Source organism: Rhodobacter maris (assembly GCF_900217815.1).
GTDB lineage: Bacteria > Pseudomonadota > Alphaproteobacteria > Rhodobacterales > Rhodobacteraceae > Rhodobacter > Rhodobacter maris.
In genome coordinates, this window is sequence record NZ_OBMT01000009.1 from 1 (window position 1) to 23684 (window position 23684).

At 63.0% G+C, this 23684-nt stretch carries 17 protein-coding genes and 1 pseudogene; 12 read left to right on the forward strand and 6 right to left on the reverse strand.

Annotated elements, in window-relative coordinates; genetic code table 11:
* Window positions 1–300: 300 nt before the first annotated feature.
* Window positions 301–2049 carry an AAA family ATPase gene (locus tag CRO22_RS12315; protein WP_176518633.1) on the forward strand — a complete coding sequence of 583 codons (1749 nt, stop codon included), beginning with the start codon at window positions 301–303 and terminating at the stop codon, window positions 2047–2049.
* Window positions 2050–2766: 717 nt separating this feature from the next.
* Here the strand turns inward: CRO22_RS12315 and CRO22_RS12320 are convergent.
* Window positions 2767–3162, reverse strand: coding sequence for an ArsC/Spx/MgsR family protein (locus CRO22_RS12320; protein ID WP_097070467.1), 396 nt, complete (start codon window positions 3160–3162; stop codon window positions 2767–2769).
* 201 nt (window positions 3163–3363) lie between these two features.
* Between CRO22_RS12320 and CRO22_RS12325 the strand changes: the two genes are divergently transcribed.
* The 3 genes and pseudogenes from CRO22_RS12325 to CRO22_RS19210 all read left to right on the forward strand — a co-directional run.
* A complete protein-coding gene (locus CRO22_RS12325) occupies window positions 3364–4209 on the forward strand; it encodes an alpha/beta fold hydrolase (RefSeq protein WP_097070468.1) in 846 nt (281 codons plus the stop codon).
* A complete protein-coding gene (locus CRO22_RS12330) occupies window positions 4206–6311 on the forward strand; it encodes a putative bifunctional diguanylate cyclase/phosphodiesterase (protein WP_176518634.1) in 2106 nt (701 codons plus the stop codon). Before CRO22_RS12325 ends, CRO22_RS12330 begins: the two co-directional genes overlap by 4 nt.
* Window positions 6312–7062: 751 nt before the next feature.
* Window positions 7063–7232 (forward strand): annotated as a pseudogene (locus CRO22_RS19210) (antitoxin of toxin-antitoxin stability system); the annotation flags it as partial.
* A gap of 12 nt (window positions 7233–7244) precedes the next feature.
* Here the strand turns inward: CRO22_RS19210 and CRO22_RS12345 are convergent.
* Window positions 7245–8789 (reverse strand): Fic family protein, encoded by a 1545-nt coding sequence (locus CRO22_RS12345; RefSeq protein ID WP_097070470.1) that lies wholly within the window; start codon window positions 8787–8789, stop codon window positions 7245–7247.
* Between the two features lie 233 nt (window positions 8790–9022).
* On the opposite strand from CRO22_RS12345, the gene CRO22_RS12350 reads away from it, so the two are divergent.
* Window positions 9023–9343 (forward strand): hypothetical protein, encoded by a 321-nt coding sequence (locus CRO22_RS12350; RefSeq protein ID WP_449314198.1) that lies wholly within the window; start codon window positions 9023–9025, stop codon window positions 9341–9343.
* A gap of 115 nt (window positions 9344–9458) precedes the next feature.
* Here CRO22_RS12350 and CRO22_RS12355 read toward each other — a convergent pair whose 3' ends face one another.
* Both CRO22_RS12355 and CRO22_RS12360 read right to left on the reverse strand, forming a co-directional pair.
* On the reverse strand, window positions 9459–10721 hold the full coding sequence (locus tag CRO22_RS12355) for a hypothetical protein (protein WP_097070471.1): 1263 nt from the start codon (window positions 10719–10721) through the stop codon (window positions 9459–9461).
* Window positions 10722–11414: 693 nt separating this feature from the next.
* Window positions 11415–12179, reverse strand: coding sequence for an autotransporter outer membrane beta-barrel domain-containing protein (locus CRO22_RS12360; RefSeq protein WP_141399446.1), 765 nt, complete (start codon window positions 12177–12179; stop codon window positions 11415–11417).
* Between the two features lie 230 nt (window positions 12180–12409).
* On the opposite strand from CRO22_RS12360, the gene CRO22_RS12365 reads away from it, so the two are divergent.
* The 5 genes from CRO22_RS12365 to CRO22_RS12385 all read left to right on the forward strand — a co-directional run bounded on the left by CRO22_RS12365 (window position 12410) and on the right by CRO22_RS12385 (window position 17016).
* Window positions 12410–13357, forward strand: coding sequence for a hypothetical protein (locus tag CRO22_RS12365; RefSeq protein WP_097070473.1), 948 nt, complete (start codon window positions 12410–12412; stop codon window positions 13355–13357).
* Window positions 13358–13559: 202 nt separating this feature from the next.
* Window positions 13560–14741: a Fic family protein gene (locus tag CRO22_RS12370; RefSeq protein ID WP_097070474.1), complete on the forward strand. Its 1182-nt coding sequence runs from the start codon at window positions 13560–13562 to the stop codon at window positions 14739–14741.
* Between the two features lie 31 nt (window positions 14742–14772).
* Window positions 14773–15429 (forward strand): hypothetical protein, encoded by a 657-nt coding sequence (locus tag CRO22_RS12375; protein WP_217991899.1) that lies wholly within the window; start codon window positions 14773–14775, stop codon window positions 15427–15429.
* Between the two features lie 5 nt (window positions 15430–15434).
* Window positions 15435–16118 (forward strand): PIN domain-containing protein, encoded by a 684-nt coding sequence (locus CRO22_RS12380; RefSeq protein WP_097070475.1) that lies wholly within the window; start codon window positions 15435–15437, stop codon window positions 16116–16118.
* Between the two features lie 10 nt (window positions 16119–16128).
* Window positions 16129–17016: a HEPN domain-containing protein gene (locus CRO22_RS12385; RefSeq protein ID WP_097070476.1), complete on the forward strand. Its 888-nt coding sequence runs from the start codon at window positions 16129–16131 to the stop codon at window positions 17014–17016.
* Between the two features lie 21 nt (window positions 17017–17037).
* Here the strand turns inward: CRO22_RS12385 and CRO22_RS19060 are convergent, their stop codons facing one another.
* On the reverse strand, window positions 17038–18912 hold the full coding sequence (locus CRO22_RS19060; protein WP_217991900.1) for a DUF4209 domain-containing protein: 1875 nt from the start codon (window positions 18910–18912) through the stop codon (window positions 17038–17040).
* A gap of 535 nt (window positions 18913–19447) precedes the next feature.
* Window positions 19448–19885 (reverse strand): glycine zipper family protein, encoded by a 438-nt coding sequence (locus CRO22_RS12395; protein ID WP_097070477.1) that lies wholly within the window; start codon window positions 19883–19885, stop codon window positions 19448–19450.
* A 284-nt stretch (window positions 19886–20169) separates the two neighbouring features.
* On the opposite strand from CRO22_RS12395, the gene CRO22_RS12400 reads away from it, so the two are divergent.
* Both CRO22_RS12400 and CRO22_RS12405 read left to right on the forward strand, forming a co-directional pair.
* Window positions 20170–22290 (forward strand): peptidase domain-containing ABC transporter, encoded by a 2121-nt coding sequence (locus tag CRO22_RS12400; protein ID WP_245860971.1) that lies wholly within the window; start codon window positions 20170–20172, stop codon window positions 22288–22290.
* Entirely contained in the window at window positions 22287–23603 is a 1317-nt protein-coding gene (locus tag CRO22_RS12405) for an HlyD family type I secretion periplasmic adaptor subunit (protein WP_097070479.1), read from the forward strand. Before CRO22_RS12400 ends, CRO22_RS12405 begins: the two co-directional genes overlap by 4 nt.
* Window positions 23604–23684: the final 81 nt, after the last annotated feature.

Sequence of the window (23684 nt, forward strand, 5' to 3'; positions counted from 1 at the left end):
CTCGTCCGTGCCCCGCATCATGATCCCCTCTCGCCGTGAGAAGGGGTGAATCATGTTCTGCATCCAAGGTCGAGGCCGACTATTTCAGCGACCTGCTAAGCGGCCGCTTGAGTGTGGCGCGGCGTAAGGCGTACGCAGCCTCATCGCGGCCACTCAAACCAATGTACCTTTCGTGACGCATCTAACTGTGGTTTCTCATGCCTTACATCACCTGTAGAGTTCGCAGAAATCCTTCCTGATATGGTCTTTCTGCCTCAAGGTGGTACAAGAAGGTGGCTGCAGCACATTGGAATATTCCTCATGCCTATCTATCTCAGCGCGATAGCACTACAATTTTACAGGGGGATCGGCCCTGAAACGCAGTTTGTTGCACCGTTCTCCGAGATGAATTTTTTCATCGGAGCGAACAACGCTGGCAAGTCCATTGTTCTCAATTTCCTCAACGAGCGTCTTCCCTTTCGCAAAGGCAATATAGCGTCGAGACCGTTGAACTTTAACGTAGATGGCTATCGAGGGTCGACCAGTGGTGAATTTATGGCGGCCGTCGGTTTTCCTGCTGCCTTCGCAGTGTCTCATTTCCATGAGAAACTGTCGAAAATCCCTATTCGCAACACCAATCTCGCGGCCACTGTCAAAGAGATCATACATCATATGAGCTTCAAAGACCATCTGTGGATCAAACCGACAGGCAACGCCGAGACAGGTAGTTTACTGAAATATCCAGATGAGAAATCTGCAGTCAGTTGGGTGAGTGAGGACGCCTGGTATGAATTGTGGAACGCCCTTACTGGGAGCAGCGGCGGTGGCTTAATGCGACATTGGGTTCCGGAAACATTGGCCCAAATCGCTAAGTTTTCGCAAGTGAGCCTTCCGGAAAGCATGTTGATACCAGCGAAGCGACAGCTTGGCCCGAAAAATGAGACCTTTGATGACCTTACTGGGAAGGGGCTCATTGACCATCTCGCAGAGCTGCAGAACCCTGACCATCATGAAAGAGAGAGGAAAAAGACCTTCGATCAGATCAACGAATTCTTGCGTGTGGTCACGGGCAAGACGGATGCTGAACTGGAGGTGCCAAGCGGGAGGCAGCACCTCTTGGTCCACATGGATGACAAAGTGCTTCCCCTTTCCTCACTAGGAACGGGCATTCATGAGGTTATCTTGATCGCGGCATTTTGCACGATCCACCAGAACAGGATCATGTGCATCGAGGAGCCGGAGATACATCTTCACCCAGTCCTGCAGCGCAAGCTGATCAGGTATCTTCAAAAACACACGACCAACCAATACTTCATTGCGACGCATTCTGCGGCCTTTATTGACACACTAGGAGCGTCGGTGTTTCACGTACGCAACGATGGTAGCCAGACCTATATCAAAAGCGCCGTCCTTAAATCAGATCAGCGTCGCGTAGTTGATGAACTTGGATACCGCGCATCGGACATCGTACAGGCCAACGCTGTCGTTTGGGTAGAGGGGCCATCAGATCGCATTTATATCCGCCATTGGCTGCAAGACATGGCTCCGGAAATGATCGAAGGCATCCACTACAGCATTTTGTTTTACGGAGGCAGTTTGATCAGGCACCTCAGCGCAGATGACAATGCGCTGGAGGAGTTTATCAGGCTGCGGCAACTGAACCGAAACCTCGCCATTGTGATCGATAGCGATAAGAGCAGCCCGCGAGCTCCGCTTAAGCCTGCTGCCCAGCGACTTCGCGAGGAAATGAAAGACAGCGAATGTGTTGTTTGGATAACCAAAGGGCGGGAGATCGAAAACTACGTAGACGCCACTGTGCTGCAGGAAGCCCTTAAAGCCTGTCATCCGACCATCTATCAGAGACCGGACAAGGTCGGCCAGTTTGATCACGCATTTTACTTTGTCAGAAGGAAAACGACATCGGCTGGGGATGTGCTTTACACTAAGGGAGACAAAGTCGGTGCAGCTATGCACGTATGTGGGCAACCCGCTGACTTAGGAATTCTCGATTTGAGGACTCGTATCGGAGAGTTGGCAGCCATGATCCGCCGCGCGAACGGCGTTACCTGAATGAATTGCCCCACCTAGTTGAGCGAACCGCCGCGTTGCGCGCGTAGCATCCGCCTCGAGGTGGTTACGAACGGCAGCTATCGCCGATTGCTGCGCCCGCGATGCCGCGACATCACCGTCGGCAGACCGCCCTCTGTGACTGCGCCATGACTCGCGGTGCGCCCCGCACAAGGGGCCGGAATGGGCTGCTCGGCCCTATCGTTGCGATTCGTCGGAGCGGCAGCTTTGGCGACCATGCTCGGCGGTGCGATCGGTGGCAGTGACCAGCTCAATTGATTGCCGACCGTGATCAACTGGGCGAAGCGGCACTGAGCGGCTGGTGTCCTTCAGAAGCCATTCGGACGCGCCGCAGCGTGGGGATCTAGCAGCCCATCCCGGCCCCTCGTGCGGGACGCAGAGCGAATCATGGAGCCTTCGCAACGGGCGGAGAGCCGACGGTGAGGTTGCGGCATTGCACCCGCAGCAATCCGGGAATGCGGTCGTTCACGTCTCGCGCAGAGCGCGACGCGCAGATTGCGGACAGTGAGTATCCGTCTTGGTCAAGCGGGTTTCGGGGGCCAAAGGCGATCGGCCTTGAGGAGGGCGTTGGCAGTCAGGAGGAGCTTTCTCATAAGCGCGACGATGGCAACCATTGGCCGCCTTTCGCGCCACTGCCGCGCGGCTCGACCGCGCGCTCGCGGCGCAGATCGGGTAACGCAAGCGCCCTCCCCTCAGCCCTTACCCCTCGCGGCGCGGACAGGCATCGTTCACCGAGGGCGCGCCGGGGTCCAGGCCGATCCAGGCCGCCACCTGCGCGGTTTCGAACCCGGCGCGGCGGTCTTCGCCCACCTGCATCAGCGGGCGCCGGATCAGCAGCGGATCGTCGAGCATCAAGGCCAGCGCCTCGGCCTCGGTGAGGCTGTCGGGGCGCAACTCGCTCGACCGGACCCGCGGCGCGGCGGCGTTGAACCATTCCGCCACCGGCCGGGCGCCGAAGAAGGGCCGCAGGCTTTGCGCGGTCCAAGGCGCGCGCAACAGATCGCGCACCTCGAGCCGGTGCCCCGCGGCTTCAAGCACCGCCTTTTGCCGCGCATTCCCGACACAACCGGGTTTTTCCCAAAAGATCACATCCATCCTGTCACCCTTCCTGACGCCTTCGCCATCGCCTCGCTACCGCGCAGCAAGAACCATGCCGAGACCTGATGCCGCTTGGGGCGCGCGCCAAAACAAGCCCAAAACGCGAACGTTTTCTCTTTCGCCCCGTTTTCAGGCCGCAGTTTCCGTCCTAAGCTGTTCCTCGCCCGAGCGAGTCAACCTGAAGGAGATTTGCCCGCCATGCTCGACGATGGCCGCCACAACCTTTGCCAGATCGGCGCGGGCGAGGTGCCGCTGATGCTGGCGCATGGCTATGGCTGCGACCAGTCGGTGTGGCGCGCGGTGGCGCCGCTGCTCGCGCCGCACTACCGCGTGGTGCTGTTCGATCATGCCGGCTGCGGTCAGGCGGCGGGCGATCTGTACGACCGCCGGCGCCACGCCACCCTGCGCGGCTATGTCGAGGATCTGCTGGCGCTCCTCGACCGGCTCAGGCTCGGCCCGGTGCGCTTCGTCGGCCATTCGGTCTCTTCGATGATCGGCGCCCTCGCCGCGATCGAGCGGCCCGATCTTTTCGCCGCGCTGGTGATGATCGGCCCCTCGGCGCGCTACATCGACACCGAGGGTTATACCGGCGGCTTCAGCCGCGACACCGTCGAGGACCTGCTCGACCTGCTCGACAGCAATTTCGCCGATTGGGTCAAGGGCTTCGCGCCGATCGCCACCGGCAACCCCGACCGCCCCGAACTGGCGAGCGATTTCGCGCAACGGCTGCGCCGCAACGACCCCGAGATCGCCTCGGCCTTCGCCCGCGCCACCTTCTTCGTCGATGCCCGTGCCGCGCTGCCGAAGCTGCAGGTGCCGACGCTGATCCTGCAATCGCAAGACGACCCGATCGCCCCCGATCCGGCGGTCGAGTTCGTGCATCGCGCGATCCCCGGCAGCCGCCTGATGCGGCTCGAAAGCCACGGCCATTGCCCGCATCTGAGCCATCCCGACATCGTCGCCGAGGCGATCCTCGCTGGGCTTGCGCCCGCGCCCGAGGGGGTGGAACCGGGGGGCACGAAAACGGGGGGCGCGGACCGGTGAGTCCGGCCTCGGGGCAAAGCGGGCCCCCGTTTGGCGCCGCGGCCGACCGCGCGCCCTGTGGCCTCGTCGAGATCGACGCCGCGGGCCGCGTTCGCGCCGCCAATGCCGAATTCCTGCGCTGGGTCGGGCGCGCGCCCGAGGCGGTGCTCGGGCGCGATCTGGCGCAGGTTCTGTCGCCGGCGGGGCGGGTGTTTTGGCTCACCCATCTGGCGCCGCAGCTGCGCCTGACCGGGCGGCTCGACGAAATCTCGCTGCCCCTGCCCGATGCCGCGGGGGGCGTGCGGCGCTGCCTTCTGAGCGCGCGGCGGCTGGGGGGCGCGGAGACGGAGGGCGATACGGGCGCCACGCTGGTGCTGGTCGATGCCGCGCGGCGGCACAGCGACGCGGACGGGCAGGCCCGGCTCGAGGCGCTGGCGCGGATGCGGGCGCATTGGCTGGGGCAGATCGAGCGCATGGCCGAGGTCGGCGCCTGGTCCTTCGATCCGGCGCTGCGGGTGTTCGACGCCTCCGATCAGGTGCTGCGGATTTTGGGGCTTTTGCCCGCGGCGGCGCCCGGGCTGGCCGATGTGCTCGACCGGCTCGCCTCGGAGCCGTTGCGGGCGCGGCTCGCGCGGCTGTTCGAGGCGCCCGAGACCCTGCGCGCGCCGCTCGATGTCGAGGCGGCGATCGTGACCCCGGCGGGCCAGCGCCGGCAGATCCGCATCTATGGCGAGGCTTTGTGGGAGAAGGGCAAGGTGGCGCGGGTGCAGGGCGTGCTCGCCGATATCAGCCGCGCGCAGGAGGATCGTCAGCGGCTCTGGCATCTGGCGCATGTCGACGAGGTGACGGGGCTGGCGAACCGGCAATGGTGTCGCGCGCGGCTGGCCGAGGCCTGCGCCGAGGATCGGGGGCTGGCGCTCCTCCTGGTCGATCTGCCCGATTTCGCCGTGCGGGTGCAGGATTATGGCGAGGCGCGCGCCGATGCGATGCTGCGCGAAATCGGCGGGCGGCTCGCCGCGCTGATGCCCGCCGAGGGGCTTGCGGCGCGGCTGTCGGGCGAGGAATTCGCGCTCGTGGTGCCCGCGCCGCCCGGCACCGACCCCGATGCGCTGGCCGAGCGGCTTGCCGGGGCGGTGCAGGCGGCACTGCGGGTGCCGCTGGCCAGCTCGGGCGCGGCGGTGCAGTTGCGCGTGGCGCTTGGCATGGCGACGCGGCCCGCCGATGCGCGCACCGCCGAGGCGCTCTGGGCCCGTGCCAAGGCGGCGCTGAGCGAGGTCAGGCGCGCCGGGCACAGCGGTGCGGCCTTTCTGCGCGGCGCCACGCTGGCCACCGCCGAGGCCCGGCGCGCCGCGCTGGCCGCGGCCCTCTCCACCGTGCGCGAGGCCGCGCGCGAGGATCGGATCGAGGCCTGGTATCAGCCGAAGATCCGGCTGGCCGACGGAGGTGTCACCGGCCACGAGGCGCTTGCGCGGATCCGCCTTGCCGATGGCACGATCAGCGCGCCGGGCGCCTGGTGGGTGGCGTTCGACGACCCCGATTGCGCCGCGCTGATCGACGCGGCGGTGCTGCGCCGGGTGCTTGCCGATCTGGCCGGGCAGGGCGCGGCGCTGGGCCGGGTGGCGGTGAATTTCTCCGATCACAGCCTGCGCCGGGCCGATTTCGCCGCCGATCTGCTGGCCCGGATCGCGGCGGCAGGGCTGACGCCGGCGCAGCTCGAGCTCGAGATCGTCGAGACCGCGCTGCTGGGCCAGAGCACCGAGGATCTGATCGCCGGGTTCGAGCGGCTGCGCGCGGCCGGGGCGACGATCGCGCTTGACGATTTCGGCACCGGCTTCGCCTCGCTCACGCATCTGCGCGACCTGCCGGTGGACCGCATCAAGATCGACAAATCCTTCGTGCTGGGGCTGGCGGCGCAGGGGCGCAACCTGCCGATCCTGCGCGCGATCACGGATCTGGCGCGGGGGCTGGGGTTGGCGACCGTGGCCGAGGGGGTGGAGACCGAAGAGGCGACCGATCTGTTGCGGGGCCTTGGCTGCGACGAGGCGCAGGGGTTCCGCTTTGGCCGGCCGCAGCCACTGGCGCAGATTTGCGCTTCGGGCGGGGCGGCGGCGGCGCGAGGGTGAGCCAAGCGCCGGAAAGGCGGGCACGGCCCGCCCACGATGACCGTCCGCCTTGTCTCTCGTGCAAACGCCAGACCTTGCGCCGCGCCTCGCATGACCGGGCGCTTTGGGTTGCTCGTTTCCTCGCTGCAGCACGATCAACCGGCCGCTCTGGCGACATGCGCCAGAAGGGCAGACCGGCGGCAATGAGCCGAGCACGCGGATCCGCGCCGCACGGCACCTGAGCTCTGCTCCGTCCGCGTCCTTCGCTTTGCATCGCTCTCTTGGGGGCGCGCGGCGGCTTTCGGGCGGCGAGATCTGCGCCGTGGAGTAACTGTTACGCGTAACAGATTGACGCAAAACAGTACATTCTGAAGGTGAACAAAACGCGGTGAGAAAGGTGAACACGAGGGGAACGGAGAGGCCAAAACAGTCCTCCGAAGGCAGGGGTCACAGGTTCGAATCCTGTCGGGTGCGCCATTAACCTCAAAATTCCAAAACATTTGCGTGGTCTGTTCCCGCGATTGAGCCCATGCGCGCCGTGGCCTAAAGTAGGTGGGCATCACTAAAGGTTGGCGGCAAAGCTCAGAGGTGCGGTTCGGAAGGCTCTCGGTATCGTCGAACAATGCGGGTCGAGACGGAGGAGGGGATTTGTTCCCACATCGGATCAAGGGCCGGAGCGAGAGCCTCTGATACCTATCGCTGAAGCGCCTCCGTTCGCCAAGAGCACCGTGGTACGCATCAGCAGTATCTGACTCTCAATTCTGGCTCACGGGTGACCGCCAATGCCGAGGAGGTGGTTATCGAGGCGTTGCGCGATCTGGCCCGCCGGCTCTACCGCCAGTTCAAGCGCGAATACGACTATCTGCCTCGGATGAGGTCGTCGATGAGGCCATCATCGCCAACGGTTACACCTTCACCGAAGCCGGCCAACGGTTTGGGTGAGGAGGTTCGGCCTCAGAACTCCTCCCGCAACTCCGCATAGATGGCTTCGATCCGGTCGGCCTCCACGTCGGTCAGAGCGGCGAACTCTTTCGCTCTGGCGCGTCCGGAGAGTCTGCCGCCGTTCTGGTGCAGGAAACGAAACAGCAGGTCGAGCACGCGGTCCGGCATGTCGATCAGGCCCGAGACGCGGGACTTGAACCCGTCGTAGGCACGCAGGAACCGGGTCTCTGCTGGCAGGTCATGGTCGATTGTCTGGGCCACGCAGGCGAAGAGGAATTCGGCATGGGGCGTGGCATCGAAGAAGCGATAGAAATCGCCGGTGTCGTTCAGCACCTCGACGTTACCGCGATCGGTTGGGCGCCAGCTGACATGGGGCAGCAGTCGACGCGAATAGCTCTCGAGCACCTGCCGGTAAGCCTCGATCCGTTCGAGGATCACCGCCGACACCGGGAAGACCAGCCCGGGCGGATTGAAACCGCGTGCAGCAAGCACGTGGTGGATCAGGTAGCGATGGAGGCGCCCGTTGCCGTCCTCAAACGGGTGGATATAGACGAAACCAAAGGCGAGGCCGGCAGCCGCCAGAACAGGGTCGAGGCCCGGGGCAATGTCGCGGTCGAACGCTTCGAGCCCTGCGATCAGCGCAGGCAGGTCTTCATGCCGGGCGCTGACGTGATCGGGCAAGGGGGCGCCGGTCGTGCGGTCGTGCTCGCCAATGAAGCCGCCGTCCTGCCGCAGGCCCAGATGGACGAAGCGGGCATCGCCGATGACGATACGTTGCAGACGTTCGAGTTCTGCCCGGTCGATCCGATGCCGTCCGGCTTCACCGATGATCTGGCCCCAGCGCCGGATACGATCCTGGGGCGGGTTCTCGCCTTCGATCTGGAAACTGGACCGTGAATCCTTGAGCAGCAGGAAGGCCGCCGTGCGCGCGAGCAGATCGGAGGGCACCTCGGCCAGCACCGCGCGGGCCTCGGCTGCCAGATCGCGGGCGATAAAGGCTTCGATGGCCGCTGTGCGGAAGATCATCGGGCAGAAATCCGGGGTGCCGGGCAGGTTGTTGCGGACCCGGTGGCGCGGCGAGGGAGTGCCCTCTGCGTCCCATTGGAGCTTGGCATCGACCACGGGCGCGTAATTGCCGCGCGTGGCGTGGGGCAGATCCAATTCCGCGCCGAGGAGCCATTCGTAGAGGAACCAGATCCTGCGCGCGTAGCTGCCTGTCGGGGCAGCCTCGACAATGGCCTGGATCGGCTCCGGCCCGGTTGCCTTGAACAGCCGCTTGAGAACCGCCAGATCCAGCCCCTCGTAGCGCAGCGCGAAGGTCAGATGACCGATGAGGCTCGCTTCGGGTGCATGGCGGGGCGTGTAGAGCCGCCAGCCTTCGGCCTCGTAGACTTTGTGACGTGGGCCGATCGCGGAAATTATGCGGGGCAGGGGTGTTGCGAGCGCATAGGCATCGATCAGAGCAGCATAGCCCGCAGGTGCAGCCTCCTCAGGGAGCCAGCGCTCGTGAAAAACGGTTACGGCGCCTGAAAATGGATTCTTTTGCGACCGTCCCATGAAATTCAGTTCTTGGCTCCGATGATTGATCTTAAGTCGGTGTATCTCATGAATATCGATTACAATCAATGAAGCCTTGCGAAAGTTGATGGCGGAGCGCTGCCGCCCTCGGGTCTGCGAGGTGATGGGGCATGAGGTGCCGAGTCAGAGAGGGGCCGGGACGGGTTGAGACCGGGTGGTCGAGCGAGAGCGCTGTCCGGGCTTGTCCCTCCCGCTTTCCGAGGATCCCCGACATGAACATCTCGTCTCCCGTGACCGATCCGGTCACGCCGTTCGGCGCCGCACCCGCGATCCTGGCCACTGCCAATCTCCTCCTTCCCCATCTCGAACGCGGCCAGCGCGTCTATACTGCGATCCTGCGCGATGCGATGGAAACCGCTTTCGGCGCGTCCGACGCCATTGGCGCCTGGGACTGGAAGCTCGCCTATGAGGCCGACGAAGGCGCTACGGTTCTCTTCCTGCGCAAATACGGAAAGGCGCTTTTCCGCAAAGCCGGCTCTCCGGTTTCCCGGCTCGCGCTGCTGGAGAAGATCGCGGGGTTGCTGCCCACGTAGATCCGGGTGCAGATCGCCCCCGAGGACGTCAGCCGCTTCATGGCGCTTGCGTCATAGACAGAGAGGGCCGTGGTCGGGGAAACCGATCCCGCGATGGGCAAGGGGTTGCGGCACCTCACTGCAGTTTCAGCTTCGCCGGAGGTCGGGGCAGGCCACGCGTGATCGGAGGCATGTCGATCTCGTATTGAACCCACTCGTGTTCGTGCATCCGGGTACGATCCAGCCTGTTGTGTGGTTCGATAATTATGACCTGGCAGTGCTTTGCGCATTCATCGATCGGGCCTGCCACCTGCCTGAAGACCTCTTTCGCGAACCCCCAGCCAGCAGCCTCGATTAGCAGCAGGGTTGGCAGAGATCGGCTCTTGAACTTCGCAAGTTCGATGGCCATCGAAAGCAGCACCTCCGTATGGACGCTGCCGCTGAAGTTCGAGAGCGGGTAGCGCTCGGCCGGCGAATACGTTTCGACGATGAGCTGCATCTTCGGCGCCCCGTCTTCGTGAATGACGCTTTCCGGCGGCTCTCCCTCATCTAGGGGGACCGGCTCGAATCCCATGTGGCGAAAGCGCTTGTTCCCGCTCGCGCCTACCTCCTCGGCGACGAGGCGGATCGTGTCGGCGTCGACCGAGAAGAACTTCGCGAGGCCGCGGAGGTCGTCCTCGGCGTCGGGCGGGAGGTAGCGTTCCCTTAGGAACACCGTGTCGATGGCCAGCGGCGGAGCCAGCTGCGGCGCCCCGTCGAGCGTGAACCGAGCCGTCCCGCCAACTGGTATGCCCATGCCGAGCACGTGCTCCTTGTCGGAGGTGAAAGAGATCTCGAGGTTGATGGCGTGCAACGCGAGACTCCCGGTCCAGCGATCGAGCAATCCCTTGTCGCGCACGGCTCCCACCCACTCGCAGATCGCAGTCTTGCCGGCACCATTGGTCCCGCCGATGACTGTCACCTTGCCGAGATAGAGGACGCTGTCCGGCTCGAACAGCGGCGTCCTCATGAACCGGACGCGTTCGACCCAGCGCTCCGCTGGAGCGCCCGTGCTCATTCGCTTGACCCGCGCCTCATGCAGTTCCTTCCAGCTTCGTAGGAGGCCGGCGGGGAAGGCGTCGCCCTTGTTATTGTCCACGTCCTTGCCGTGCAACTCGCAGGTCCAGATGCCGTTGCTTGGGTCGGCGAGCTGGTCATCGGACAATCCGCCCCGGCCGCGCGGCCCATTCAATCCAGCGCTGTAAATGTGCGAGGCCTGCCCGACCTTGGCGGTCTGGGTCGCGGCAGCACCCGGACCGACGGTCCGGACCCGGCAATATGGCATGCTGCACTCGTGTCCGGCGCGATCCGCCAGGAGCTTCTTGATCGTCTCGGTAAAGTCGCCTGGCCTCGCGCTCAATGCTCGTTCCTCTCTATCACCTGCAGGCGCTTGGTTAATCGCCAGGTGCATCGCGAACCAGCTGGGGCTCACGTCCGGATTTTGTTGTCAAAGCTATCCCTTCCGCGCTGGCGGCGGCAACAGCCGTTTGAACCAATCCGCTAGTCACAGCCCAGCGCGCTAACCCCCGAGCGCCCTTCCGCCAGCCCATCTACGTCTATTTTTCGCCTCGAGCGGCGCGGCGAACCAAATGAACGAACGAATTTGAGGAGCCGGTAAGGCGCTCCGAATGGTGCTTGTGTGCTCCGCGTTAGGGCGAGCAGCCTGAACGAATGGCCGCTTCTAGCTACACCAGTTTTGAAGCCGACAGTCGCCTGGCGGCCCCAAAGCGGCCGTCCGTCGACTCCGTAGCGAGCGACCGGAATCCGCCCCCTGTGACTGTGCCATGATTCGCGCTGCGTCGCGCACGAGGGGCCGGGATGGGCTGTGACCGGCCATCCGCAGCGACACCCACGAATGTCCGCAAAGGGGCGGGCACGTGGATCTGCGCCGTTCGGCACCGGAGCCCCGCAAGGGCAGCTCCCTGCGCTCTTCGGACATTCAAGCCTAACATAGGTCATTGCCAGACTCAGCCCAAGCCGTCGGTCGACTGCCAACAGTGAAGACCGGAAGGCGCGAGGACCGGGCATGAGCAGATACCTCGAACGGGAAAGCTCAGAATCGCGAATTGAGCCTGACTGTCGCTAAGGGGCGGGTGCCGCTTTCAAGCGAGACCCCGGCCTCAAGCTCGCCCTTGAGAGCCTCGATCCTGCGCGTGTAGGTCAGCTCTAGCGCAATCGTCCGTCGCGTCTGCGTCGCACTCGCGTCGATCTCGGCCGACCACCGGCTTTCCTGATCCGGATCCTGGCTGAAAAGCCCGAGGCCGAGGCCGAAACCGCAGTCGCTGCCCTGTTCGATCCCGCCTTCGCACAGAAGCGCGGGGATCAGGGAGAGCTGATAAGGGAGGCTTTCGGCTTCCGACAGGGCGTTGCTGAATTCGGTCTCGAAAAATATCCGCCAGTTGCCGACCGCGCCAAGCCCTAAGCCCCCGGTTTCCGAATAGCCGCCCTGTCGCGCCGTCACTGAGACATTCGCGCTCGGCGCATAGGCCAGATCGAGGCCGAGCCGCGGCGTCACCAGCCAGCGCTCGGTGCGATACTGGCGCGACACAGCCCCGCCCGCGAGAACCGCGAAATAGGTGTAATCGCCCTTGGCGGTGATCGTGGTCGTGCGCGCGAAATCGAAGCTGAAGCTGTGCCGGCCCGCTGCCGCGCCAAGATAATAATCAAACATCCCCTCGCCCGCGAACCGGCGCGCGCCGTAAAGCCCGCCAAAGACACCGAGCCCGTTGATCGCGCCATCCGCGGTGGCGGCAGAAACTGCCGAATGGCTGCCATAGACCCCGAAGAACCGCCCGTTCAGCCGCATTTCATCGGGCATACGTGGCGAATTACAACAGACGGTGCGTGCGCTAGATGCACTGCGTCGCCTCTTCAAACGCGGGCTGGACGAGGGCAGCATCCGGCATTGTCAGTGCGGTCAACCTGACTGTCCGACCTTCATGGTGGAACCTAGTGCCGCCGCCGAATTGGATCGTGAGCGAACCCAAATGCTCGGACGGCTCAGTAGAATCATCCCACACTTCGACGTGCGAATCGACTGAGTAAGTTATGAAGAAAAACGGGCTTCGGATTGATGCGAATTACACTGAGGATGTCGTGGGCTTTGCTTTAGAGTCCTTTCTGACGCTGCTCGGATTTCCACGTCAACGCTTTACAATTGAACCCTTCTCATGGGCGGCGGAGCGATGGCTGGGTGCGGATGCGCGATTGCATAGCGCTATTCGCGGGTTTCGCCCCTTTTATATGCAGTTCAAGCGGCCCGCTGCTTACCCAGACTTTAGCACCTCGAAAATCATCCGCGATCGCCGCAAGGCAGAACTGAGTATCGCACCCCGCGCACTCTATTTTCCCCTGCGCCAGAAACAGGAAAGCCATCGAGACTTTCAGCACAATGTGCTGCTTCGCCTGCGCGAGAAGCTTCTTCACCGTGATTTGGGCGATGCCGCCTATGTATGTCCGTTATTCCTTGACCGTTCGGCCTATCGATTGAGCCTGCACTGGTCCGGCTTAACACGCTGGCCGCGCTTCTGGCGCCATCATCCGTGGGAGTGGGAAGACATCCTGTTGGAGGACGGTGGGCGCACCGCGCGCTTTGAGCGTATTCCGGTGTTGGCCGAGCATGTCACGGTGCCTCCGCACAAACGCATCACATCGGCGGCGCACAGCTACAGCTTCACTGAGCAGGGAACGGAACTTTGTTTCCACTCGCCGCAGGCTTTGCCGGAGGGGTCGATGAGCCTTGCCGACTTTCTCGGGAAGCTCGTGAACGGCTTCCTTCGCGGTGAAAAGCTTTCTCCTGACCAATCAAATGATACACTGACCGAGTTGATTGGTGCAGTTTATGGCGACAGTGGTGAAGATATGACGCGATACCTGTTGGAAGGTGACGGCCCACTTCGCCACTGGTTTGCTTGGGGCGATCATCTGCGCGCCCACTATGCCATCGAGCAATATGCCTTGGTCAGGTGGGAAGCAGGTCTGCCCGAGCTTTTTTAGGCGAATGGACAAATCAGGATGGGGCTGCATAGTGACCGCAATCAGCGGTCAAGGCGGGAGATACTCCGTCAAACATCCGGAATGGCCGCCGTCATTTGATCAAGATGGTATCGCCCGTTATTTAAGAGTGCTTACCTTAGCTCATTCCCTATTTAAGCCAAGCGGCCATTGCTTAAATAACGACGCGCGCCCATAATGGGGCATGTCCGAATCAGCTCCCAACCTCCGTCTAGGCCGTTTTGTCGAGACCCCGGTCGCGGGTGAGATCGTGCGCGCTTTCGTGCCGCCCCCATTGCCGCCGGAGCCATCGATCGACGTGCTGGCCCTGTTGGAGAAACTGAGCCTCGCAGAACGGGCGTTGGGGCGGCTGGACGGCATCACCATGCTGCTGCCACGCCAGGAGCTGTTCCTCTATATGTATGTGCGGAAGGAAGCCGTCCTTTCATCCCAGATCGAGGGCACGCAATCGACTCTCTCGGACCTGCTCCGCTTCGAAACTGAGGCACAGGCGGGCCAGCCGATCGACGACATCCGCGAAGTGTCGAACTACGTCGATGCGTTGATGTACGGGCTGGACCGGCTGGAAGACCTGCCGCTGTCGCTGCGTCTCATCCGCGAGATGCACCAGCGCCTGCTGCAAAGCGGGCGCGGCGGCACGAAAAATCCCGGCGAGTTTCGGCGCTCGCAGAACTGGATCGGCGGCTCACGTCCAGGCAACGCGCTGTTCGTGCCACCGCCGCCGACCGAGATGGATGCTTGTCTCGACGCACTTGAGCGCTTCATGCACGAGGACGGTTCGCGTCTGCCCGCCCTCATCAAGGCCGGGCTGCTGCATGTCCAGTTCGAGACCATCCACCCGTTTCTGGACGGCAATGGCAGGATCGGCCGCTTGCTGGTCACGCTGTATCTCTGCGTCAACGGCGTGCTGCGCAAGCCGCTTCTCTATTTGAGCCTGTACCTGAAATCGCATCGCGCGGACTATTATCGCCTACTCCAGGAGGTGCGCGAGCACGGGGCATGGGAAGCGTGGCTCGATTTCTTCCTCACCGGCGTTGCGGATACCGCAAATCAAGCTTTCGACGCCGCAACCCGGATCGTCGATCTGTTCAAGGAAGATCGCGAGCGGATCACGGCGGAGAGTGACCGTGCCGGCTCTGCGCTGCGTATCCACGATTTGTTTCAGCAGAACCCCTATCTGACGGCCAACCAACTCGTCCAACAAACTGGGCTTTCGGCTCCTACGGTCAATGCTGCGCTCGCCGATCTGGAGCGGTTCGGCATCGTCGAGGAAATCACCGGGCGGAAACGGGGCCGCGTGTTCAGTTACCGGCGATATCTCGCCATCTTGAGCGAGGGAACCGACCCGCTCCCCACGACGGCCTGAAGGCGACCCGATATCTATCGAGAGAAGAGGTATGACAGACAAGCTCGAAGTTTTCCAAGACATGGCCATCCACGGCCCGATCGCAAAGCGGCCTGAATTGCGCGAAGCACTAATCGCAGCGGCGATCGATCCCTGGCGAGTGGACCTGGAAAGGTCGGCTGAGGTCGCGCGTAATGCGGTGACCTCGGAGGATGTCGTTCTTTTTCGTCGAGATGCCGGCCAAAACCATCCGGCGGTTGGGCTGACCCTATGGGGAACCGGTGATGGCTACTATGTCCCGAATATTGTTCCCTTAGAGACGGGAAACCTTACCTTTGCCCAATATAATGCCGTGCTCGCGGACTTCATCACGCGTATCGCCGCGCCGGTCACGGCTCAATTCGGCTTCACCGTTACGACGACGGAGCCACGGCAAACAATTGATGACTGGTTGTCAGCGGATGCCGCGCTAAAGCTAAGGCGCTTTTCCGGCGCGGCGAACAAATCGACCGGTGCAAGCCACCCAATGGATCGACGTCGTTGGTTCGATTTTCTCGTCGCCGTGCATCGCAGCCGTGACCAGCCCGGCACCGACAGATTGGCGCGCTGGCTGCATGAAGTGGACGGCTGGGACGAGGAGTCCGCCCACAATCTTGCAGGCGATTTTGAGACAGGGATCGCTCTTCTTGCCTATTACGATGAGCACTGAGCCGGATGGACGCACAGGCGATTGCATCAGCGGGCGTTCCGGTGCTGTGCATCGATACATGCTCTATTTTGGACATCATGCGTGATCCGACACGCGAGACGGCGAAACCGCATGATCGGCAAGCAGCCATCGATCTCGTGGTGGCGACGGAATCCGACCGTCTCATATGCCTCATGGCAGAACAGGTGGCGATCGAGTTTGCCGATCACGACCAACCTGTCCAGGATGAGGCTGAACGCAATCTCAAGAAAGTCCGGGAACAGGTCGAGCGCATCAACAACCTTTCCGCCGTTTATGGCGCTCCGGGCACGATTGACCTCACTCATCTCGACGATCATGTCGGTCGCGCAAGAGCGGTTGTCGGGCGTTGGCTTGCCAAACTCGACAAGGTCGTACCCAGCCCTCAGACGCCTGCCAAAGCATTTGCGCGGGTCAACGCCGGCATCGCCCCAGCGAGACGCGGCAAGGAGTCCTCCAAGGATTGCCTGGTCTACGAAACCTATCTTGAGGCGGTATCGGCTTTGAGAGGTGCAGGGCTGGCGACGCCGATCGTTTTCTTGTCGTCGAATACCAATGAGTATTTGACCGAGGGCAGGGTCTTGAAGCCCGAAATCGCGGTGGAGTTCAGTGCGATCAACCTTGATTATGCGCCCAATATGAGTGCGGCCAAGTACGCGCTCGGCCTTTAGGGAAAGCAGCATGAGCGTCGCGGCATCGAAACACAATCTTGTTCTCGAACTCTTTGTCCGCACGGCCGACGAAAACTACATCACTGCCCGCTGGTGTGCGATCAATCAGCTCAACACAGATTTTCTTTGGCTATCGCTTCATGCGCTTGAGAAATATCTCAAGGCTGTGCTTTTGCTCAACGGCGGCTCGTCCAGACGGAGCGCTTCCGATCAGAAAGCATACAGCCACGACATCGTTCGGCTTTACGCGGATGTGAAAACACTGGCTGGCGAGTTGCTGCCAGACAATCTTGCCAAGCCCGCCGATCTCGACATCTATCACTGGTCCGACCGAACGCCCGAGCAGTTCATGGAACACCTGCTTCGCAACGGGAATGCTGACAATCGCTACCTGATCTATGGCTACGTCACCCGCAGTCAGGATCTGCACATGCTGGACGCGATGGTATTTGCCATTCGGCGTCTCATTTGCACTTTGGATGAGCGTTGGCTGCCGAGTAGAGAGCCGGACGCGCCGACGTTTACGAACCGCGAACTGCTCGTCCGTCAGCCAGAATACTATGGACGCCTTTTCATGCCGCTGGACGATTTGATTGGCGCCAAGGAGGAATCGGCGAAGCGCGCGGCGGCGTTAAATCTCAATATGGCGTTTGCGCCGGATGACTATCCGCACGAACCACTTCGGTCCGGCAGTTCGTCACGCAATCCGGTCATCATACGCCGCATTCTCGACCCATTGGAGAATGCCGACCCCCGGCGGGTAGCGGAAGGCGTCGAAATTGCGCGCTGGTTCCTTGCCAACGTGCAGGTGCCGAAAGGTAAGCCTGACGATCCCAGCGTGACAGAACAGATTGTGGCCGCCATACAGGCGGCTCAGGCTAAACACGGAATCCCTTGAAGTGACGTTGGCCGCTCATGCTCAGGTGAGCGAGCGCAAACGGCGCCGCACCTCGTCCGCATGAGGCGTGAGCTGCTCAATGCAAAGCCGGTAGATAAACCAGCAAGCGTAGATCGCATCCCGTCCGCCAAATACCCACTGATGCAGCAGCCCGTGCGCCATTCTGTGACGGAGCGTCGGCCCAGCCTGGTGGTCGAACAGGTTTTCGATCTCGAACATGACAGCATCGCCGATAAGGTCTTCCAGCGGTTTGCGCCATTCACCCGACGGATTGAGCAGTGTGGAAAGCGTTGCGCTCGATTGTGTCAGATCGGATTTCAAACGCGTCGTGTCCACGTCCGCGGCGTTCAACACGTAGCGCAGGGAGTTTTCGAGTTGCGGCACAAGAAGGTGTGCCGCCTCGATAAAATCACCGTTGAAGAAGTGGGCGAAGCCGCGCCCGAAGAGTGCTTCGTGGTGCGGCGGCACGAACGGGCTCATTGCCGCGAGCGTCGTCAGTACCAGCTCATCTGGGGCATGATCGAACACGATTTGGTAGCGGCCTGGCTCGATCTGCCCTGCTACAACCAAACCACGCCTCATCTGCTCGTGCTGGATGATCTGGACCCGAATGTTCGCCTCATTGGGAGGACTCGCGAAATCGCCGGCGGGTGGCGTCCGCGAGGTCGGCTTGAAGGTCTCATCATAGATGACCGAGGCGAACAGGCTGCCAAAGGGAGATCGTCCAATGGATTCCTCCGCCTCGCGACGCAGGTCGGCGACGGCGGGTGAGCGACTTTGGACAGCGTAGATGAGGAGAGCATCCGCCAGTTCCTTGCCGCCCAATTGTGCCTTGGTCCCCTCGACAATCTCGGAGATGTCGGTCGAGGACGAAATTGGCGCCATGAAATCGGCGATATCACCCTGCTTGCGCACCAAACGCGCTTGCAGATCAGCGCGTCTTGCATTCGTGCCTCGAACTCGTCGCAACGTCGCAATCGCCTGTTCAAGCCAGTGGGTCTCGTGCATAGGGCTTTTCGCCATGCGATCGGCAGTTTCGACGAGCCGCTCCGCGACCTGAACTAGCGCCCGGTCGGCATCGACTTTTCGATCGGCACGCGAATAAGCGCGAGCGGTCAGACGCCAAAGCTGCTCCGATCCGTCTTCGTCGCCAGCCGCCGCCCTGGAGACGGCAAACGCTTCTGCCGCTTTTGCAAGAATTGCGGCCCTTGTCGTCTGGAAGTCCAGTTCCAGATCGCTCGCCCGCACGAAACCGAACACATCTTCTCGCTTCATCGCCCGCTGCCGGACCTTCTTGGCAAGTGAAACGAGATCATCGGTTCGCCCGCCGCCCCAGCCGATCTGCCGTTGCAGGACGCTAGCGCGGCGCAGCAGGTCAAGCGCACGAGGGCCGCTTGCCTCATTGCGGTGGCTTCGCATCTCGGCCTTGCCCGCCAAAAGTCGGCGGACGCATTCGATATAGCTCTCGATCGCCAGTCGAGCGGCTTCGTGCTGCTTGGTGTTCACCCATGCGAGATCAGCCAGCCGCGCTTTGAGGGCGGGGTGGGCAACCTCAGCCGCCAGCTCGCCGAATACCAGTGACTGTTTGCCTCTATATGTGAGGGGCGTTGGACTTGATCCGGTCGCCCACGCCATCAGCGGGGTGAACGGTTTCAATGGCTCGCCTGCCTGTAGACCCATCGTACAAACACCGCCCAGAAGATTGTAGACGGCAGCCTTCTCTCCATCGCCAGCCAACTCGGCCGCGTCGCGCGCCGTCGAATAGTGTCGCCACAGCACCGAGCAGTCGACTGAACGCTCGCCAGAGATCGGCATCTCTGGGTCGGCCGATAGAATAGCCGCGAGCACGATCAAGGAGGGTTCGGATTTCTGTTCAGTCTGCGGCGCGTCGGACATGAATGTAAGACTCGGTGGAGGTTCCGCTGATCCTCGCACAGTAAAGGCCTGTGACGCGATGGTCGCAGTGACAGGCATGAGATATATTGCGGCATTAGAGGGCTATAGCGTAGACATAGTTCTCATCTTCACCCCGGCGCGGCGCGCCAAATCCCATACTAACGCACTTTTTAAAAACTGTTGGCGCGGCGTTTTGTCGGCCATTGTTCTTCGTGTTTCATCCCACGGTTTGTTGCTGCGATCCTTTCGCAGGAATGGAAGGAAGCCCTATGGGACAGATAGGTCACGGCGGCGCCCCGCCCCCCACGCCATCCGAGCCGGGCAGTTTCATCCTAGATCCGATCCACCAGAGGCGGGGACTGAACAGCCAGAGGGGCCAGTTTCCACAGGAGGCCCGGGCGGCGGCGTAAACGGCTCGCCTGAAAGGCGGTAACCGCGCACCGCCTTTCGAAAGCGCCGACACCTTCTCAGCATGCGTTGGGCCGCGCGGGTCCGGCTTTTTCGGAATTCCCGATCTTCCGCGCCGCCCAGGCGCTTACGCTCTGCCGGGGTCGTTGAGAATGATGTAGCCCCGGCCTGTCATGCAGCGGTCCACGACGCGGCGCGGACCATAGGTGACAAGATCGTGGTCATAATCGCCCGAAGTCGCGCCAATCGCGGCGCCCGCGGCGGCGCCCTGCGCAATATAGCTGCCCTGATAATGAGAGTGCGAGCCGGCTGCCGCACCAACGAGCGCGCCAACAATCAGGCCCGCGACCATCTGCTGGCCGATTTCCTTCTGCTGGCGCTCCTTGTACTCGGCCTCGACCTGCGTCGCGATCGCGCGGCATTGCGCGAGGTCGGCTTCATATTTGGCGGGCCGAATTTTGGCGGTATCGACGACAGGGCGATAGTCCTGCAGCGTTTGCACGGGCTCGCAAGCTGTGAGCCCGAGGGTCGCGGCGAGAAAAATCGTGACAGGTATCCGTTTCATGAAAGCGCTCCGAATGGCAATGCGCGAAGGATTGATGACGGGCGCCCTGATTCGCAAAGGGTTTCAGTGTGACCCGGGCGCGCAGGCGGATACCCGTGGCGCCTCCGCTGCAAGCGGGCCGGTGCCGGGGCGGCAGGTCGCCGGAAGCAGCCCTCGGCGCGGAGCCTGCCAACAGGAAAGTTGATGCGGGAAAGGCGCCATTAACGAAGCTCGGCTAGCGTCGCGCCATGAGCATCGCACCGCCTCCCCGCCTGCAGGAAGAATTCGCCATCGGAAACGCGCCGATGACGACGCTCCGCGCGTTGTTCCTGTTGTGCCTCCATCACGGGGTCACGCTGCCGGTTCAGGAATTTCCCGCGCTGCGGGAGGGAGATTTTGCGCCGATGATCGAGGCGACGCTGCGCCGCACGGGCTTTCGCGTGCGTTCGCTGCGCGGTGCCGGCTGGCGCCTGGCCTCGCGACTCGGCGGCGCCTATCCGGCCCTGTGCGAGGGGCGTGACGGCGGCTGGTTCATTCTGGTGCATGTGGTCGACCTGCCGGGCGGAGCGCAGGCGGCGATTCTGGATCCGGCGCAGGAAGCCAAAGGGATCCAGCTTCTGCCGCAAGCAGAATTCGAGGCGCGCTGGAGCGGCAAGATCCTGCTTGCGCAACTGAAAAAGACCGCAACCACGGCGCGGCGTCCGTTCGGGCTTGCCTGGTTCCTGCCCGCGCTCTGGAGGCAACGGGGCGCACTTGCCGGCGTGGCCACCGCGGTGATCGTGGGCAACCTGATCTCTTATTGCCTGCCGTTCCTGACCCAGGTGATGATCGACAAGGTGATCGGGCATCACACCTGGAACACGCTCTTTTCAATCGTCGGGGTCTATGTCTTCCTCGCGGTTTTCGATGCCTCCTTCACCTATGTCCGCTCCCGGCTGATGCTCATTGCGGGCGGGCGGATCGATGCCGGAATCGGCGCGGCGGTGCATGCGCATCTGCTCTCGCTGCCGCTTTCCGTGTTCGAGACGACGCCGTCCGGGGTGCTCGCACGCAACATGCAACTGACGGAGAAGGTGCGCCATTTCCTTTCGGGTCGGTTGTTCCAGACACTGCTGGATGCCGCTCTTCTGCCGCTGCTGCTGACGCTGATGGCGCTGCTCTCGGGGATGATGACGCTCACGGTTCTGGGCTTTGCGCTCACTATTGCCGGATTGCTGGCCGCCTTTCTGCCCGCGCTGCAACGCCGTCTGAGCGCGCTTTACGATGCCGAGGCGAACCGGCAGGCGCATCTGGTTGAAACGCTGCACAACATGCGAACCGTCAAGGCGCTGGTGCTCGAAGGGACGCGCCGCAGCCTGTGGGAAAATGCGCTCTCGCGCTCGATCCGCAGCCAGTGGGCGGTGGGCGAGCTTTCGGCCTCGGTGGGCGCGCTCACCGGGCTCATGGAAAAGCTGATGCAGGTCACCCTTCTCGGGCTCGGCACCGGGCTGGTGTTGCAGGGCGAGATTTCTGTCGGCACGCTCGTGGCCTTCATGATGCTCTCGGGGCGGGTTACCGGGCCTTTGGTGCAGATCGTCGGGCTGATCAACGAATGGCAGGAGGCGGCGCTGGCCGTGCGCACCATTCGCGGCATGATGGACCATCCGCCCGAACGCGGCCCGGAGGTGCGCCCGATCAAGCCGCAGTTGACCGGCGCAATCCGGATCGAGGATCTGCGGTTTTGCTACCCCGGCTCCTCCGCCCCCGCACTCGACGGCCTCAGCCTCGAGATTGCCGCCGGTCAGGTGATTGGCGTTGTCGGCCGGTCCGGGTCGGGCAAAACGACCTTGACGCGCCTTTTGCAAGGCATCGGCAGCCCGCAATCGGGGCGCATTCTCTATAACGGTGAAGACATCCGTCATATCGACCTCGATCACCTGCGCCGCTCGGTGGGCATCGTGCTGCAGGAAAATGTGTTATTCCGCGGTAGCTTGCGCGAGAACATCTCGATGGCGCGCCCCGATGCGGGTCATGAGGCCGTGTTGCGCGCAGCCGAGCTGGCGGGCGCCACGGAATTCATCGACCGTCTGCCCCGCGGCCTCGATACGGTTGTCGAGGAGGGCGGGGCCAACCTGTCGGGGGGGCAACGGCAGCGCATCGCTCTTGCGCGCGCGCTTCTGGCCGACCCGCCGATCCTGATCCTTGACGAGGCGACCAGCGCGCTCGATCCGGAATCCGAAGCGCTGGTGAACCGCAATATCGCGGCCATCGCGCAGGGGCGGACGGTGATCGTGGTGTCGCACCGGATCTCCTCGCTCTCTCGCTCGGATGCCATTCTTGTGCTGGATCGCGGCCGGATCGAGGATTTCGCGCCGCATGCCGTGCTGCTCCAGCGCTCGGAAACCTATCGCCACCTCTGGCAGCAGCAAGCAGGGCACAGCGCATGACCGCCCCCCGTGCCGTTGACCGTCACGCAGTCGAATTTCAAAGCGATATCGAGCGGTTGCAACTCGAACCTGCACCGCTTCTGCTGCGGCTCTGGCCCGGCCTTGCGGCGGCGCTCATCGCGGGAGTGTTGCTGCTTGCCGCGTTTCTGCCGGTCGATGTGGTGGTGGTCGCCCCCGGCCAGCTGGCCGCGGCGGAACCGCCGCTCCTGTTGCGCTCGGGCGCAACGGCCCGGCTTGACATGGTTACCGTCCATCCTGGCGACATCGTTCAGCCCGGCCAGATTCTGGCCCATCTTGACCCGACCCTGCCCGAGGCCGATCTCGCCGCGCTGTTGACGGAACGGGAATCCCTGCGCGCGCGGATTGCCCGTTTCGAGGCGGAACGCGACGGCAGCAACCTCGATACGCACACGCCCGCATTCGTCAGCGAAGCCTTGGCCCTTGCAGAAAGCCGGCGCGAGGCGCAGAGCCGTCGCGCCGCCTTGCAGACCGAAATCGCTGCCGCCGAAAAGCTGATTGCCGCCGCGACGGCCGATGGGGCGGGCTTGGCCGAACAGCTCGGCATAGCGCGCGACGTCGAGGCGATGCGGGAGACCCTGGTCGAACGTCAGAGCGGCTCTCAGCTTGCCGTGCTCGAGGCGCGGATGACGCGGCTGCGTGCCGAGGCCGATCTGCGCGATCACGACTCCCGGCTGCAGCAATTGCACGAACAGCGCGCGCGGGCGCTTTCCGAGCTTGAGGTGTTCGAGGCGAGCCAGACCCGCACGGCCACCGAGGCGCTTGCCGACGCCCGGCCGCGGCTGGCGATCATCGACGAAGAGATCGCGAAAGCCCGCCTGCTGCGGCAGATGTCCGATCTGGTCGCGCCGCGGCCGGGTGTCGTGCTGAGTGTGGCGGAAGGCGGGGCGGGCAGTCTGATCACCTCGGGCGAGCCCGTCGTGGTGCTCGTGCCGACCGATGTGCCGCTGATCGCCGAAGTCGGGCTGCGCTCGGTCGATGTCGGGCGCGCGGTGGCCGGTGATCCGGTCCATATCAAGATCGATGCCTTTCCCTGGCGCCAATATGGGCAGATGACCGGGGTTCTCTCCGAGGTTGGTCATGCGAGCTTCAGCCAGGAAGGCAGTGCGGAGGCTCGGCACCGGGCCCGGGTCAACTTCGACGCCGACAGTCATCTCGACGCGCTGCCGCCCGGGGCGGCGCTTCTGCCGGGGATGACGCTTTCCGCTGAAATCCATGTCGGCAATCGCACGCTTCTGGCCACGTTCTTCGAACCGGTGCTGCGCGGCCTTTCCGAAGCCCTGCGCGAACCCTGAGCCTGACGGCGCAAAGGTGACGGGTCGGCCGACCCGCGGCGCATCAGCACCCCTTCGGGACGCCAGTGGCCCCGGCAGGAA